Source organism: Amycolatopsis sp. VC5-11, from assembly GCF_037034185.1.
GTDB lineage: Bacteria > Actinomycetota > Actinomycetes > Mycobacteriales > Pseudonocardiaceae > Amycolatopsis > Amycolatopsis nivea.
The window spans coordinates 1-16295 of record NZ_JBAGKF010000012.1; the positions used below are offsets into that span (position 1 = coordinate 1).

Genomic DNA, 16295 nt, shown 5'->3' on the forward strand with positions numbered 1-16295 from the left:
GCGGCTCAGCGGCTCAGCGGCTCAGCGGCTCAGCGGCTCAGCGGCTCAGCGGCTCAGACGAGCCAAGCCCCTCGTCCCCCGCCAAGCAACTCCACCCGCCCGCGCCGAGTCGTCCCAACGCGGTCCTAAATCAGCCCGTTCCGCACCGCGTAAGCCGCCGCGTGGGCGCGGTTTCGTACTCCCAGCCGGGCCATCAGGTCGTACAGCGCGTTCTTCACTGTGTGTTCCGACCAGCCGAGCTCGGCCGCGATCTCGCTGTTGCTGTACCCCTCGGCGACGAGCCGCAGCACCCGCAGCTCGCGTTCGCCGAGCTGCGGCCGGTACGCCGCCTCGCCGTCCACCCGTCCAGTGTAGGAGATCCGCTCATCCCGGCAGCTCCGAACCGCGCGTGCCCGGGGCCGCCGCGACTGTGTGCACGACCTGGACGAACCGGTCGGCCATCGTCTTCGCCGCGTCGTCGGTGAACAGCGCCCGGTCGTAATGCAGCGTCCCGGCCAAGCCGTCGGGATGCTCGCGGACCGTCACCAGCACGTCGAACGGATTCCCGCCCTGTCCGGCCCGCCACGGCTCGGCGCGGATGCCGTCGAGCCGGAGCCGGTCCGCGAGCGAGCCGAGCGACTGGAACGCCACCTGCGCCACCGGATTCCGGCTCAGGTCGCGCGGCGGACGCAGCGCTGCCACGACCTGGTCGAACGGCACGTCCTGATGCCGGAACCCGCCGACCACCGCCTCCCGCACCGCGGCGAGCACCTCCGGATACGCCGGATCGCCGGGAACCCGTACCCGCAAGGCAAGCGTGTTCACGAACAGCCCGATCACGTCTTCCGCCTCGACCGACGGCCGGTTGCCCGCGAAGGTGCCGACGACGAGGTCGTCCCGCCCCGTCACCCGGCGCAAGTCGAGGACGAACGCGGCGAGCAACGCCATGAACCCCGTCGCACCTGCCTCCGTGGCCACGGTTTCGAGCGCGCTGATGATGTGCTGTGGCACGGAAAACTCGACGGTGCCTTCCAGCTGCGCTTGCCGAGCCGGTCGCGGGAGGCTGTCCGGAAGTTCGATCGCCGGCGGCGCACCTGCCAACGCCGACTTCCAGTATTCGAGACCCGTCTGGTCCAGCGCGGCATGAACCGGGGCCAGCTCCGGCAGCGCGGACGCCCGCCCTGCGTAGCATTCGGCGAGGTCGCGCCAGAAGATCTCCATCGAAGTGTCGTCGGCGATGATGTGGTGGATCACCGCGAGCAGCGTGAACCGTCCTTCCTCGCCGCGGACCACCGTGCACCGCAGCAACGGCCCGCGCGCCAGGTCGAACGGCTGGCGAAGCTCCGCGTCGACGACCTCCTCCGCCGAACCGTCCACCACCGTCAACGGAATCTCGCCCTCAGCGGACACCACCAACTCCGGTTCGCCGCGACGGCTCCGGAACGTCGTCCGCAAGGTCTCGTGTCGCTGGACCACTTGCGCCAACGCGCGCCGCAATGCCTCGACGTCCAGCTCTCCAGTGCACCGGTAAGCCTCGTACATAGTGTACATCACGGACGGCCCGGACAGTTGATCCAAAAACCACATCCGTTGCTGCGCCGCCGAAATCTCACTCGGTCCACTATGGACTTCCGCAATGGACGGTGCCCCCGCGACCAATTCCGCCAGCTCCGCGACCGTCGGCGCAGTGAACAGATCCGCGACAGACAACCGCCGCCCCGTGCTGCGCGAGACCCGCGCACAGATCCGGGTAGCAGCCAGCGAACGACCGCCAAGCTCGAGAAACGGATCATGGATACCGACCGGACTCACCCCGAGCACGTCCGCCCAAATCTCGGCAATCGCCGCCTCCGTCTCATTCCGGGGCTCGACATAGACGACCGCCAACGCCGGACGAGTGCCGTCCGGCGCAGGCAGCGCGTTGCGGTCGATCTTGCCGCTCGGCGTGAGCGGGAGCGCGGCCAGCGACGTCCACACCGCCGGAAGCATCGACTCCGGCAGAGTACGAGCCAGATGCGCCCGCAACTCAGACGTCGACGGTGCCGTTCCAGCACGGTAAACGCAATAAGCGACAAGCCGATCCTCGTGCACCGCAGCCACTGCAGCAGCAATCATCGGATGCGCATGCAGCGCAGCCTCGACCTCGCCAAGCTCGATCCGGTTGCCGTGAATCTTGACCTGATGGTCGAACCGGCCCAGATACTCGAACGCCCCGTCCGCCCGCCGCCGCGCGCGGTCGCCGGTGCGGTACAGCCGCTCCCCCGGGGTCTCCGCGAACGGATTGGGCACGAACTTCTCCGCCGTCAACGCCGGACGGTTCAGGTAGCCGCGCGCCAGTTGCACCCCCGCGATGGTCAACTCGCCGTCGAGCAGGTGGACGCGAGTGTTCGCGATCGGGTGACCAATGGTGACCGTCTCGCCCGGCAGGCACCGCGTCGCCGTCACATCGACCGAAGCCTCCGTCGGCCCGTAGAGATTATGCAGCTCAGCGTCGACCAGCCGGTGGAACCGTTCCGCCAGTTCGTCCGGGAGCGCCTCGCCGCTGCACAACACCCGCCGCACCGGCAGCCTCGGCACCGACCCGGCCAGGAACGCGCGCAGCATCGACGGCACGAAGTGCGCCGTGGTGATCCGTTCCGACACAAGAACATCCGCAAGATACTCCGGATCGCGGTGCCCTCCCGGACGAGCCATGACGAGGGTGGCACCGACGGACAGCGTCCAGAAGAACTCCCACACGGACACGTCGAAACCGAATGGCGTCTTCTGCAGCACCCGGTCTCGGGGTGTCAGGCCGTATTCGTCCTGCATCCACCGCAGGCGGTTGACGATCCCGCGATGCTCGATCACCACGCCCTTGGGCTTGCCGGTCGACCCCGATGTATAGATGACGTACGCCGCATTCTCCGGCCGGAGCACGACCTCCACCGGTTCCCGGGACTCGCCGAGCCCGGTGAGATCACCCGGCCCGAAGACGACCTCGGCACCCGAATCCTCGACCATGAACCGCAGCCGGTCCTCGGGGTAGTCCGGGTCCAGGGGCAGATAGGCTGCTCCTGCCTTGAGAATGCCGATTAGCGCGACCACCATCTCGACGCCGCGCTCCAGCCGAACCCCGACCACCGACTCCGGCCCTACGCCACGCGCCCGCAGCAAGCGGGCAGCCTGGTTCGACAGCTCGTCCAGCTCCACATAGGACATTTCCAGGCCGTCGGCGACCACTGCGATCCCACCGGCAGCGACACCCTCGGCCACCATGTCCAGCAATGTCTCGCTCATACGTCCTCACTCACCGCCGCGCGCGGACGGATCGTCACCCGAGCAGCCGGTTGCTGAGCGAAGCGCCGACAACCAGCCATCCACCAGAGCCCGCTCATACGTCCTCATTCACCACCGCACGCGGCCGAATCGTCGCGCGAACAGCCGGTTGCTGTGCAAGCCGTGGATAACCTGCCACCGCAGCGGCCAGGGATTCCACGGTCGGGTGGTCGAAGAGGGCCCGCACCGGGACGTCGGCGTCCAGGGCCGCGCGCAGCCGGACCGAGATCCGGGTTGCGGCGACGGAATGTCCGCCCAGGTCGAAGAAATCGTCCTGGACGCCGATCCCGTCCGTGCCTAGCACCTCCGACCACACCCCGGCGACCAGTTCTTCCACCGGTCCGCGCGGAGCGACGTGCGGGCGTTCGCGCACCGCCGGTTCCGGCGCGGGCAATGCGGCTCGGTCCAGTTTTCCGGCCGGAGTACGCGGCAGTTCCGGCAGCAGTACGAAGCCGCTGGGCACCAGGTAATCCGGCAGCACGCCGGAGAGTCCTTTTCGCACGTCCGCAATGGACAGTGCGGCCTCAGCTACGACGTAGGCGGTCAGTTCCCAGCCATCGGCGGACGGGGTCGGTTGCACGGCGGCATCGCGGATCCGCGGATCCGCCAGCAGCACGGCCTCGACCTCGCCCGGTTCGACTCGGTGGCCGCGGACCTTTACCTGGTCGTCGGCGCGGCCGAGGATCTCCACCGATCCGTCCGGCCGCCGGCGCGCCAGGTCGCCGGTGCGGTAGAGCCGTCCGCCCGGGTGGAGTCCGTGCGGATCCGGTGCGAACCGTTCCGCGGTCAGGCCGGGGCGACCGGCGTAGCCGCGGGCCAGGCCGTCGCCGCCGATCCACACTTCGCCGACCACTCCGAGCGGAACCGGTTCGAGGTCGTCGCCGAGCAGGTAGACGTCCGTGTTCGCGACGGGTTCCCACGAGACGACGCTGTCCCCGTCCAGTTCGGCGACGGTGGACCAGATCGTCGTTTCGGTCGGGCCGTAGAGATTCCACAGCCGCGCCCCGCCCGCGGTGAGCCGTCGTGCCAGGTCGTCCGGCAGCTTCTCGCCGCCGGCGAACACGGTCAGCTCCGCAGGCGGAGTCCAGCCCGCATCGACCAGCAGCCGCAAGCCCGACGGCGTCGCCTGGACAACCGACGGCGCGGTCCGCTCGATCAACGCGGCCTGTCGCTGCGGATCGATGCACTCCTCGGCGGTCGCAACGATCACCTGCCCGCCGACCAGCAGCGGCAAGTACAACTCCAGCGCCGAGATGTCGAACGAAACCGTGGTCAACGCGAGCACCGACGCACCCGGCGCGAGACCAGGCCGTTCCCGCATCGACAGCAGGAAGTTCGCCAGCGCGCCGTGCCCGATCTGGACGCCCTTGGGCTGCCCGGTGGAGCCGGACGTGTAGATGACGTAGGCGAGTTCGCCGCCCTCGGGCCGTGGCGCGGGAACATCCGCCGGGCACGCCGGGCACGCCGCGATCGCCGCCGCGTCGCGGTCGAGCAGCACCGCCGAACAGCCGGTCCCTTCCAGCAACCCCATCAGCGACTCTTCGCTGAGCACCACCTCCACTCCTGAATCGGCCAGTACGTAACCAACCCGCTTCGCCGGATAGCGCGGATCGACCGGCAGGTACGCGCCTCCCGCCCGGTGCACGGCGAGCAACGCGACGAGCAGGTCCGGACCCCGGTCGAGCAGCACCCCGACCAGCGCTCCGCGCCGAACTCCTTGTTCCTTCAGATACCGCGCAAGCTTAGCGACCCGCACCGACAATTCTTGATAAGTGAGCGTCACGTCGCCGCACCGCAGCGCCAAAGCATCCGGGTGCGCCACCGCGGTGGCCTCGAACAGCTCCGGCAGCATCCGACCAGCGGGCTCGGTCCGCGATGGATTCCGCAGCAGCGCAGCCCGATCCGCCGCAGGCAGCCCAGACCGGCGTGGCTCGGAGGTCGGCGCAGCAACGATCCGTTCCAGCACATGCCGATAAAGCCGAGCGAGAAACTCCAGATGCGCAACGGCGACCCGGAAAGTGAATGCCTCCAGCACAAACGCACCGGGCACGGTCGAGACGGACAGGCCGAACTCGTTGGGCGTGCTGTCGGCGACCTCGGCCAGATCGACCTGCGCTTCCGTGAGGACGTGCATGTCCGTGTGGTTGAAGAAAACGTCGACCAGCGGCACCTGCCCGCCCCACGCGGCCTGCATCGCGGGCAGCGGGAAGTGCCGGTGCGACCACATCGCGGTCTCTTCCGCGAAGACCGCGCGAGCCAGCTCCGGCCAGTCGCGCGCGTCCGCCGGCACCGCGAACGGCACGGTGTTCAGGAACATCCCGCGAACCTGATCGCCGCCCGCGCGCTCGAGCCTGCTGTTGGTCACCACGCCGGTATGAAACGGCCGGTCGTGCCCGGAAATCGTTCGCAGCACAGTGAGATGCGCGGCCAGCAGCAAGCTCTTCAGCGGCACCCCGGCCGACGAAGCCACCGCACGCAACCGAGGCGTCAGGTCGTCGAACGGCACCCGCACCGTGCGGTAAATCCCGTCGTCCTCGCCCGCCCATCCCGACGGCACAGCGAACCGCTCAGCCGCGCGCACCCGGCCCGCCCAGAATTCGCGGTCCACAGTGGACTCCAGCGACGCCCGCTCTCGGGCGACTGTGTCCGCGAACCGGACCGGCGGCGGTGCGACCGGCTCCGCCGCGCCGGTCCGGTAGTCCTCGAGCAGCTCGGCGACCAGCGAATTCTGGCTCCAGCCGTCGAGAATCGCGTGTACGTAGCTGAATGACAGCCGCCATTCGCGCTCGGCGAGCCAGTGGACGTGCAGACGCAGCAGCGAAGGGCTGAGCAGGTCGAACCCGCGCGCCCGGTACTCCCGTATCCGCGTGGCCTGCTCCTCGGCGGGCAACGCGCGCAAATCGTCGCAGGTCACGTCCAGGACAGCAGTCTCATGCACCCGCTGCAGCGGAGGAACCGCGGCGAAGTCGATCGAGGTACGCAGGATCTCGTGCCGCGCGACGAGCCGGTCCGCTGCCTGTTGCAAGGCGTCTAGGCGGAACTCCTCGTGCACCGGGTACCCGAGCTGGTTCAGGTAGAGCCCGCGGTCGGCCCCGGCGAGCATCTCGTGCACCATGCCCGCCTGTGCGAGCGACAGCGGATAGGCGTCGGTCACGTCGGCGGGCAACGCCTCGCGCTGACCGGCGGCAAGCTGCGCGAACGGCTCGACCACCTCGATCGCGGCCGCTGGACCGCCGAGCCCGGCAGCGAAGTCGGCCACTCGCTGTCGCCGGAAGAGGTCCGCGACGCTCGCGTCGATTCCCTCCGCGTTCAGCAGCCCCACGGCGCGGATCGCCCGCAGAGAATCGCCGCCCAGCGCGAAGAAGCTGTCCTCCGCACCGACCCGGTCGACGCCAGTCGCCGCCGCGAACGCGCGGGCTACCGCTGCCTCCGCCGGAGTACGCGGCGCGATGTAACCGTGGCTCGTGCGCGCTCCGTCCGGGGCGGGCAAGGCGTTGCGATCGATTTTGCCGCTGGCGGTCAGCGGCAACGCGTCTAGCGCCAGCCACACCGACGGCAGCATCGGTTCCGGCAGCGTGCGCGCCAGATAGGCACGCAATTCGGCCGGGTCGGGAGTGCGTCCGGGCTCGGCGACGAAGTAGCCGACCAGCCGGTCGTCGTGCACCGCGGCCGCCGCCGCGCGCAGGTCGGGATGGGTCAGCAGGGTTGCCTCGACCTCGCCGAGTTCGATCCGGTTTCCGTGGATCTTGACCTGGTGGTCGAGCCGCCCCCGGTACTCGATCCGGCCGTCGGGCAGCCGCCGGGCGAGGTCGCCGGTGCGGTACAGCCGTTCGCCGGGCTGCCGCGCGAACGGGTCCGGGACGAACTTCTCGGCGGTCAGCGACGGCCGGTTCAGATACCCGCGCGCCAGCTGCACCCCGGCGATGACCAGCTCGCCGGGCACGCCGACCGGCACCTCGCGCAACTCGGCGTCCACCACGTACACCCGGGTGTTCGCGATCGCGCGGCCGATCGTGACGGGCTCCCCCGGGAGGCATCGCGTCGCCGTCACATCGACCGAAGCTTCGGTCGGCCCGTAGAGATTATGCAGCTCGGCGTCGATCAGCTGGTGGAATCGTTCCGCCAGTTCGTCCGGGAGCGCCTCGCCGCTGCACAGCACCCGGCGCAGCGACGGCACCGGTCCGGACAGGAACGCCCGCAGCATCGACGGCACGAAGTGGGCGGTCGTGATCCCTTCGGCCATGACCTCGGCGAGATAAGCCGGATCACGGTGACCACCCGGCTGAGCCATCACGAGGGTCGCGCCGACGGAGAGCGTCCAGAAGAACTCCCAGACCGACACGTCGAAACCGAACGGAGTCTTCTGCAGCACCCGATCTTGGGGTGTCAGGCCGTATTCGTCCTGCATCCACCGCAGTCGGTTGACGATCCCGCGATGCTCGATCGCCACACCCTTAGGCTTCCCGGTGGACCCCGAGGTATAGATCACGTACGCCGCATTCTCCGGCTGCACAATGACATTCACCGAGTGCCGGGGTTTGTCGAGAGCAGTGAGATCGCCCGGCTCAATCACCACCTCCGCACCGGAATCCTCGATCATGAACCGCAACCGGTCCTCGGGATAATCCGGATCCAGCGGCAGATACGCCGCCCCAGCCTTGAGAATCCCGACCAGCGCGACCACCATCTCCACGCCGCGCTCCAGCCGAACCCCCACCACCGACTCCGGCCCCACCCCACGCGCCCGCAGCCAATGCGCCGCCTGATTCGACAGTTCATCCAGCTCCGCATAGGACACTTCGCGACCGTCAGCGACCACCGCAACGTCACCGGCAGCGACACCCTCGTCGATGAGCGAAAGCAACGTCCCAGGCGCAACGGGAACGTCCGTTTCGTTCCACCCACCCAATTCGGCCTTCTCGGCAGCGCTCAGCCAAGGCAGCTCCGCCAGCGGCGCACCAGGATTCGCGACGATACCGCGCAGCAACTCGGTGAAATGCCCGCCGATCCGCTCCACAGTGGACCGATCGAACAGCGCGACCGGATACTCCAGCACGGCGTCCAAGGCACCGTCCGGCCGCTCAGTCACCTCCAGGGTCAGATCGAATTTCGCGCTGTGCCAGGGAGAATGAACTTGCTCGCCGCGCAGTCCGACTGCCTCGAATCCGGCGTCGGCGGTGTTCTGCAACACGAGCATGGCTTGGAAGAGCGGATTTCGGGACAGATCGCGGTCCGGCACCAGCTCGTCGGCGAGCCGTTCAAACGGCGCGTCCTGATGGGAATACGCATCGAGCGTGTCCTGACGAACGCCGTCGAGGAAATCCGCGAACGTCACCGAACCGTCCACAGTGGCCCGCAGCACCAGGGTATTCAGGAACAACCCGACCAAATCCTGCGCCTCGGCCCGCGTACGCCCGGCGACCGGCGTGCCGACAGTGACATCTGCCTGTCCCGAATACCGGCTCAGCAGAATCTGATACGCGGCCAGCAGCACCATAAACGTGGTCGCCCGATGCGCCCGGCCGAGCGCGGCGACGGCGGACCCGAGTTCGGCGTCCACGGTGAATCGCAGAATGTCACCGCGCGGATCGTGCACCGGCGGGCGCGGGCGATCCGTCGGGAGGGTGAGCGGCACAACCCCGTCGAGCCGTCGACGCCAGAACTCGACTTGCTCCGTCACTCGCTCACTAGCCGCCTGCTCCCGTTGCCAGGAAGCGAAATCGGCATACTGGACCGGAAGCTGCGGCAAAGTCTCCCCGCGGTACAGCGACTCGAGTTCCCGCGCGACGACGGACGTCGACCACCCGTCGTACGCGATGTGGTGCACGACGAGCAGCAGAACATGCTCGGTCGCGGACTGCCGAAGCACCCGAACCCGCAACGGCCGGTCCCGAGCCAGATCGAACGGCACCGAGGCCGCTTCCCGGGTGACCGTCTCGACGTCCTCCGCCGGGACGTCCTGGACAGTCAGATCGACCCCGGGCTCCCCCACGACTTGTTCTGGCACGCCATCGCGTTCGACGTAGGTGGTGCGCAGGATTTCGTGGCGCTCCACGATCGTCTGCCAGCACGCCCGCAGCCGCTCGACGTCGAGGGGGCCGCGCAGCCGCCACGCCGCGGTCACCACGTACTCGGTGCCGGGGCGGAGCCGGTCCAGCACCCAGACCCGTTGCTGTGCCGGGGAAAGCGGCAGCGGACGGCTGCGATCAGCTCGGACCGCCGGGGCCGAGCCCGGGTCCGGCAATGGGGCCGCGGCCAGGTAGCGCTCCAGCAGCTCGTCGCGCCGGGACTGTTCGGTGGTCATCGCTCCCCCTGCGGGTCGATCGGCGAGGCTGGTCGGCGAACGGGGGCGGCTAGGCCGGAGCGTCCGCCCGCATCCGCTCCCGCAGGCTTTTCGGCCGCATGTCCGTCCACACCTGGTCGATGTGGTCGAGGCACTCCTGCTTGGGCCCGCGCTTCCCCTCGTACCGCCAGCCCGCCGGCAGGTCGCGGCCGACCAGCCAGATCGAGTACTGCTCCTCGTCGTTCAGCACGACGCCGTAGGTGCGTTCGTCCTCGCTCATCCGGGTCCTCCTCGTCCTCGCGCCGGGCACACCCGTCCCGTCGCGAGCCGAGCCTTCCCGCGCGGGCGGCGGCACGACAGAGAAGAACGCGCAGCAACGAGCGCACCGTCCCGGCTCTGGGCCCGCCGGACGGGAACCGCCACCCTGGCGCCATGACCATGCCCGGCGACCTGCCGCTGTCCTTCTCGCAGGAAAGACTGTGGTTCCTCGACGCGTTGCGGCCCGGCGGGACCGAGTACCTCCTCCCGCTGACGCTGCGAGTCCGCGGCAAGCTGGACGTCGCCGCGCTGAGCTGTTCGCTCGACGCGTTCGTCGCCCGCCACGAGGTGCTGCGGACGCGGTACCGCAGCCGCGAAGGAGTGCCGGTCCAGGTGGTCGGGAAGCCGCAGCCGGTGCCGCTGCCGATCGAGGGCGTCACGGAAAGCGAGCTGGACACCGTGGTCGCGGCTGAGCTGGCGGTGCCCTCCGACCTCGCGACCGACCTGCCGCTGCGGGCCCGGCTGCTTCGCCTCGACGCGCGCGAGCACGTTTTGCTGATCGTCGTGCACCACATCGCCTTCGACGGCGCGTCCTGGGATGTCCTCGCCGCTGAACTTGAGGAGCTTTACCGCGCGTTCCACGCCGGCACCCTGCCCGAGCTGCCCGCGTTGCCCGTCCAGTACGCCGATTTCGCGCTCTGGCAACGGGAAGACGCCGAAACCCGGCTCGCGGGCCAGCTCGCCTACTGGCGCGAACGGCTCGCCGGGCTGACCCCGCTGGAGCTCCCGGCGGACCGTCCGCGCGGACCGGTGTGGGACCCGGCGGGAGCGGCGGTCCGGGTCGAGGTCCCCGCCGCGCTCGCGGAGCGGCTCACCGCGCTCGGCCGGTCCCGCCGGGCGACGCCGTTCATGGTCCTGCTGGCCGCCTACCAGGTCTTTCTCGCCCGGCACACCGGCGGGACGGACATCGCCGTCGGCTGTCCGGTCGCCGGGCGCGCCCCGGCCGAGGTCGAGGGGCTGGCCGGATTCTTCGTCAACACCCTCGTGCTGCGGGCCGATCTCGGCGGCGACCCGGCGTTCACGACGTTCCTCGACCAGGTCGCCGGGACCGCGCTGGATGCCTTCGGCAACCAGGACGTCCCCTTCGACTGGCTCGTCGGCGAGTTCGAACCGGACCGCGACCTGTCCCGCAACCCCCTGGTCCAGGCGTTCTTCGGCCTGCACGAGGTGCCGGAGCACCGGTTCCGGCTGCCCGGGCTGGCCGTCGAGGAGTCCGATGTGGACTGGACGGCCGCGTCGTTCGACCTCGGACTGCAATTCGAGCACCGTCCGGACGGCTCGCTGACCGGCACTCTCACCTACCCGACCGCCCTGTTCGAGCCCGCCACCGCGCACCGGATGGCCGCGCGCTTCCAGTGCCTGTTGGAGAGCATCGCCGACCGTCCGGCACAGCGGCTGAGCGAACTGAACCTGACCCCGGCCGCGGAACTCGCCCTGCTCTCCGACTGGGCCTGGACCCCGGGCTACGCGGTGACACCGGGCTGTTTCCCCGACCTGTTCGCCCAGCGAGCAGCCGAAACCCCGGACCGGCTCGCCGTCCACTGCGCCGGCCAGGAACTCACCTACGCCGAGCTCGACGCCGCGGCCAACCGGCTCGCCCGGCACCTGCGTGCGAACGGGCTCGGCCCGGAATCGACCGTCGGCGTCTGCCTCGAACGGAGCGTCGACGCGGTAGTCGCGCTGGTGGGCGTGCTGAAGTCCGGCGCGGCGTATGTCCCGTTCGATCCGGCCAACCCGCCCGACCGGCTCGCCTATCTCGTCGAGGACGCCCGCACCGCCGCCGTCGTCACCGAGGACCGCTACGCCGGGTTGTTCGCCGACACCGGCTGCCCCGTCGTCTCCCTCGATCAAACCGCGGATTCCTCTTCAGACAGTCCTTATTGGACAGTGGAACCGGACCATCTCGCCTACGTCATCTACACTTCCGGCTCGACCGGACGGCCGAAAGGCGTCCAGATCCAGCACGGCTCCTACGCCGAACACGCCCAGGTCATCGCGCGCGAGTACGGGATCACCGCGGCCGATCGGGTGCTCTCGCTCGCGTCGCTGGCCTTCGACGGTTCGCTGGAGCAGATCGGCGGCCCGCTGCTGGCCGGCGCGTCGGTGGTGCTGAGCGATCCGCTGTTCTGGGAACCGGAGGAACTCGCCGACCAGCTCGGCAGGCACCGGATCACCAGCGTCAACCTCACCCCGGCTTACTACCGCGAACTACTCGGCGTGCTCACGCCGCGCGATCCGCGGGTCGCGTGCCTGAAGATGGTGAACGTCGGCGCGGACGTCGTCACCACCGAAGACGCCCGGCGCTGGCGCGAACTGCAGTTGCCCGGGCGTTTCGTGGCCTGTTACGGCCCGACCGAGGCGACGATCTCGAGCACGCTGCAGTGGGCCGACGACGCCGATCTCGACGCGCCGACCCTGCCGATCGGCCGCCCGGTCGCCGCGACCGGTGCGTACGTGCTCGACCCCGCCGGACGCCCGGCTCCGGTCGGCGTCCCCGGCGAACTGCACCTCGGCGGCCTGCGCGTGGCGCGCGGCTACCTGCGCCGTCCCGCGCTGACCGCGGACAAGTTCGTGCCGGACCCGTACTCGACCGGCGCCCGGCTGTACCGCACCGGCGACCTCGCGCGCTTCCGCTCGGACGGGACCATCGAATTCCTCGGCAGGCTCGACCGGCAGGTGAAGATCCGCGGGTTCCGGATCGAACTCGGCGAGATCGAAGCCGTTCTCGACGCCCATCCCGCGGTGCGCGCGGCGGCTGTCGTGGTGAAAGACCTGCCGGAGCGAACCTTGGTCGCGTACGTCGTCGCGGCTTCCGGCGAGCCGGATTTCGCCGCGCTGCGGGCGAGCCTGCGGTCGCAACTGCCGGACTATCTCGTGCCGACGCAGTGGGTCGCGATGGCCGCGCTGCCGCTGACGCCGAGCAAGAAGGTGGACCGCGCTGCGCTGCCAGACCCGTCGGCCGGCGATGCGGTCCGAGCGGAACCGATCGCCGAGCCGTCCTCCGCGGTCGAACACGCGCTCGCCGACATCTGGCGGGAAGTGCTGCGGGTGGAGGAAATCAGCGTCCACGACGATTTCTTCCGCATCGGCGGGCATTCCCTGCTGGCCACCCGGGTGCTCGCGCGGATCCGGAAGAAGCTCGGCGTCCGCGTCTCCCTGCGAGACCTGTTCGCCGCTCGGACGGTCGCCGAACTGGCTGTGGTCATCGAGCAGGCCTGAAATCCATTGCTCCGCGGCGGGTGCCGGGGGAAGGTGTACCCGTGGAGACGGAATCGAGACAGGCATGCGTGGCTTCGCTGCTCGCGTTGGCGAACAGTCCGGCCTATCAGGACAGGATCGACGCCGGTTGGGGCCTGGCCCGCTTCGCTGAGGTCCCGGAGGCGCAACCGGCACTGGTGAACCTCGTGCGGGACGACAACGACACCGCCGTCACCTACGCGACCACGGAAGCCTTGCTCCGGCGCTTCGACGCTCTCGGCCTCCGGTTGGTGGCCACAGCCCTCGCGACAGCCGATCTGGACCACACAGACTGGATCTACCCGACGATCAGCGAGGTTTTGGGAATCAACTCCCGCGATCGCGACAAAGCCGCCGAAATGTGCGAGCCGCTCACGCACAGCAAGGACGAGGAGGTGCGGCGCGGCGCGACACACCTCCTCGAGGAAATCAAGAGCATCAGCCCGGTCCTCATCTCCAGGAGCCATCACCGAGCTCACCCCAGCGCACGCTGAACGTCCACCTCGGACAGAGCCCCACGACGCCGTCGGTGCCTCGAAACCCGTGCGCACCGGCAACTGCTCCCCCAACAACGCAACCACCCGCATCGCCAGGATCGCCATGGCACCTCACCCCAGCGCGCGCTGGACCTCCACATCGGACAGAGCCGCCACATACTCCGCCACCGCCTGATGCACCTCAGCCGCCAACAGCTCCACCGTCGACGCCTCGAACACCGTGCGCACCGGCAACTCCACCGGGAACCGCTCCCCCAGCAACGCGACCACCCGCGTCGCCAGCAGCGAATGCCCGCCCAGGTCGGCGAAGAAATCGTCGTGCACGCCGACCCGTTCGAGGTCCAGCAACTCCCGCCACACCTCGGCGACGGCTTCCTCGACCGGCGTGCGCGGCGCGACGAACTCCGTTGCCGACGCAGACGGCTCCGGCAGCGCCGCGCGGTCCACCTTGCCGTTGGGCGTGATCGGCAGCTCGTCGAGCCAGGACCACAACGAGGGCACCAAATGCGCGGGCAACCGGGCGAGCAGGAACTCCCGCAGTTCGGCCGCCGCGGGGCGCGAAGCCACCACGTGCGCCGCCAGGACCCGGTCGCCGTCGCGTTCGTGCGGCACCACCACGGCCGACCGCACTAGCGGATGTGCCGTCAGCGCCGCTTCCACCTCGCCTGGTTCCACCCGGAAACCCCGGATCTTGACCTGCTGGTCCAGCCGTCCGAAGAAGGCGAACGTCCCGTCCGGCCGGAGCGCGACCTCGTCGCCCGTGCGGTAGAGCCGTCCACCGCCGCCCGCCGGGTCGGGAACGAACCGTTCCGCCGTCAGCGCGGGGCGACGGAAATAGCCGCGCGCGACCCCGGGTCCGCCGAGCAGCAACTCGCCGCGCGCACCGGGCTCGACCGGCGCGCCGTCGGGATCGGTGACGTACGCGTGCGTGTTCGCGATCGGCTTGCCGATGGGAATCGGCCCGGCGGTGTCGGCGACCGTCATCCCGCGGTGCGCGCAAGCGAAAGTCGTGCACTCGGTCGGCCCATAGCCGTTGCTCATCTCGGCGCCGAGTTCTTCGATCACCCGCCGCGCCTGCACCGGCGGCACGACGTCGCCGCCCGCGATGACGTGCCGCACCCCGGCCAACGCGGTGACCCGGTCGTCCACCACGTGCCCGAACAGCCCGGAGCTGAGCCACACCGTGGTGACCCCGAACCGGCGCACCGCCTCCTCGATCGACGCCGCGGTCGGCACGCCCGGCGGCAGCACCGCCAGCGTCGCGCCGGTGGCGAGCGCGCCCCACAGCTCGAACGTCGAGACGTCGAAGCACAACGACGTGAGCAGCAAGAACACTTCTCCCGCACCGAAATCGGCAAAGCCGGAGCCGTGCACCAGCCGGACGACCCCACGATGGGTCACCTGGACGCCCTTCGGCAGACCGGTGGAGCCGGAGGTGTACATCTGGTAGATCAGGTTGTCCGGCACCACATTCGCGTCCGGCGGGGTGTCCGGCCAGCCGCTGAGGTCCGCTTCGTCGGCAAGAACGACTGTCGGCGCGGCCTGGACCCGGTCCGCGAGCGCCCGTTCGGTCACCGCGACGGTCGCGCCGGAGTCGCCGAGCATGAATGCGAGCCGCTCAGGCGGATAGCCCGGGTCGAGCGGGACATAATAGCCGCCCGCCTTGAGGATGCCGAGCATCGCGACCAGCAGCGTCGTCCCGCGCTCCAGGCACAGCGCGACCGGCGTCTCCGGACGGATTCCCCGCGCTCGCAACAGATGCGCGAACCGGTTGGCGCGCCGGTCCAGCTCGCCGTAGCCGAGCCGCTCGTCGCCGTACACCACGGCCGCGGCCTCCGGCGCCGCAGCGGCGTGCCGGGCGAACAGCTCGTGCACGCACAGGTCGGGCAGCGGCACGTCCTCGCCGCGTTCAGGCTGCAGGGTCATGAAGGCGTCCTCCCGCGTCGAACGGTTCCGACTGGAGCATGACCAGCAGCCGGCGCGCGGGCCAGAGACGAACGCGCAGAAATCCCCGCAGGGTCAGCGTTTCAGCGGCCGCCGGACCCCGAGCCACGCGCTCCAGCCGAACAATCCGGCCAGCAGCGCCGCCGACGCCGCCAGCAGCACCAGGTCGACCGGCAACGCGTCCGGGTCCAGCACGTCCGCCCGATGCGGCGCGACGATGCCCGCCCGGTCCTCGACGACGTCGACCTTCTCGCCGGTCTTCATCCGCGACTTCACCGACAGGTCATCGACCAGCAGCGTGCCGTCCGGCCGGTCGACCCGCGCGGTGCAGGCGGTGCCGCCCTTGACGCGATGGCATTCGGAGGACACCGCGATCGCGCGGTACCGATCGCCGGTCGCCGCGACGTAACCGACCGCCGTCACCCCGACGGACACGAGGTAGAAGCCGGTCAGCAGGAAACCGCCCACGAGGAACCAGCCGCGTCCGGAAAACATGAACACCGCCGACGTCGCGAGCGCGGCGAGCAGAACCCCGAAAAGCAAGCCCGCCGCGGCCGCCACCGAACTCGAGCTGACGAACCCCACCGCAGCCCCCGCGCCGAGCACCACCACCGCGAGCCAGCCCCACCCGGCACGCAGAGCGACGACCCGACCGCTCGCCGCAGCTTTTCCCGGGCCGGAATCCCTTGCCGCAGCGGGCTTTCTCGTGGACACGCGGG

General features: G+C 69.8%; 8 protein-coding genes. 2 read left to right on the forward strand and 6 right to left on the reverse strand.

All coding sequences use genetic code 11. From position 1 onward, the window contains the following. Positions 1-125: 125 nt before the first annotated feature. The 4 genes from WA670_RS29715 to WA670_RS29730 form a co-directional block, all read right to left on the reverse strand. A complete protein-coding gene (locus tag WA670_RS29715) occupies positions 126-341 on the reverse strand; it encodes a response regulator transcription factor (protein ID WP_009077456.1) in 216 nt (71 codons plus the stop codon). Between the two features lie 22 nt (positions 342-363). Continuing rightward, entirely contained in the window at positions 364-3258 is a 2895-nt protein-coding gene (locus WA670_RS29720; protein ID WP_336159513.1) for an amino acid adenylation domain-containing protein, read from the reverse strand. Between the two features lie 94 nt (positions 3259-3352). Further along, positions 3353-9601 (reverse strand): amino acid adenylation domain-containing protein, encoded by a 6249-nt coding sequence (locus WA670_RS29725; RefSeq protein ID WP_336159514.1) that lies wholly within the window; start codon positions 9599-9601, stop codon positions 3353-3355. 49 nt (positions 9602-9650) lie between these two features. Then, positions 9651-9860, reverse strand: a complete 210-nt coding sequence (locus WA670_RS29730) for an MbtH family protein (protein ID WP_134730994.1) — start codon at positions 9858-9860, stop codon at positions 9651-9653. Positions 9861-10012: 152 nt separating this feature from the next. Here WA670_RS29730 and WA670_RS29735 point away from each other — a divergent pair, with 152 nt between their 5' ends. Together WA670_RS29735 and WA670_RS29740 are read left to right on the forward strand one after the other, a co-directional pair. Next, positions 10013-13117 carry a non-ribosomal peptide synthetase gene (locus WA670_RS29735; protein ID WP_238606929.1) on the forward strand — a complete coding sequence of 1035 codons (3105 nt, stop codon included), beginning with the start codon at positions 10013-10015 and terminating at the stop codon, positions 13115-13117. A gap of 68 nt (positions 13118-13185) precedes the next feature. Then, entirely contained in the window at positions 13186-13629 is a 444-nt protein-coding gene (locus WA670_RS29740) for a hypothetical protein (RefSeq protein WP_336159515.1), read from the forward strand. Positions 13630-13743: 114 nt separating this feature from the next. On the opposite strand, the gene WA670_RS29745 is transcribed toward WA670_RS29740, so the two are convergent. Together WA670_RS29745 and WA670_RS29750 are read right to left on the reverse strand one after the other, a co-directional pair. After that, positions 13744-15558, reverse strand: coding sequence for a non-ribosomal peptide synthetase (locus WA670_RS29745; protein WP_336159516.1), 1815 nt, complete (start codon positions 15556-15558; stop codon positions 13744-13746). A gap of 93 nt (positions 15559-15651) precedes the next feature. Further along, positions 15652-16290 carry a hypothetical protein gene (locus WA670_RS29750; protein ID WP_336159517.1) on the reverse strand — a complete coding sequence of 213 codons (639 nt, stop codon included), beginning with the start codon at positions 16288-16290 and terminating at the stop codon, positions 15652-15654. Between the last annotated feature and the right edge of the window lie 5 nt (positions 16291-16295).

Coding starts and splice junctions, on each gene's coding strand:
- WA670_RS29720 (WP_336159513.1), bottom strand. CDS start 3,258: ATGAGCGAGACATTGCTGGACATGGTGGCCGAGGGTGTCGCTGCCGGT.
- WA670_RS29725 (WP_336159514.1), bottom strand. CDS start 9,601: ATGACCACCGAACAGTCCCGGCGCGACGAGCTGCTGGAGCGCTACCTG.
- WA670_RS29730 (WP_134730994.1), bottom strand. CDS start 9,860: ATGAGCGAGGACGAACGCACCTACGGCGTCGTGCTGAACGACGAGGAG.
- WA670_RS29735 (WP_238606929.1), top strand. CDS start 10,013: ATGACCATGCCCGGCGACCTGCCGCTGTCCTTCTCGCAGGAAAGACTG.
- WA670_RS29745 (WP_336159516.1), bottom strand. CDS start 15,558: ATGACCCTGCAGCCTGAACGCGGCGAGGACGTGCCGCTGCCCGACCTG.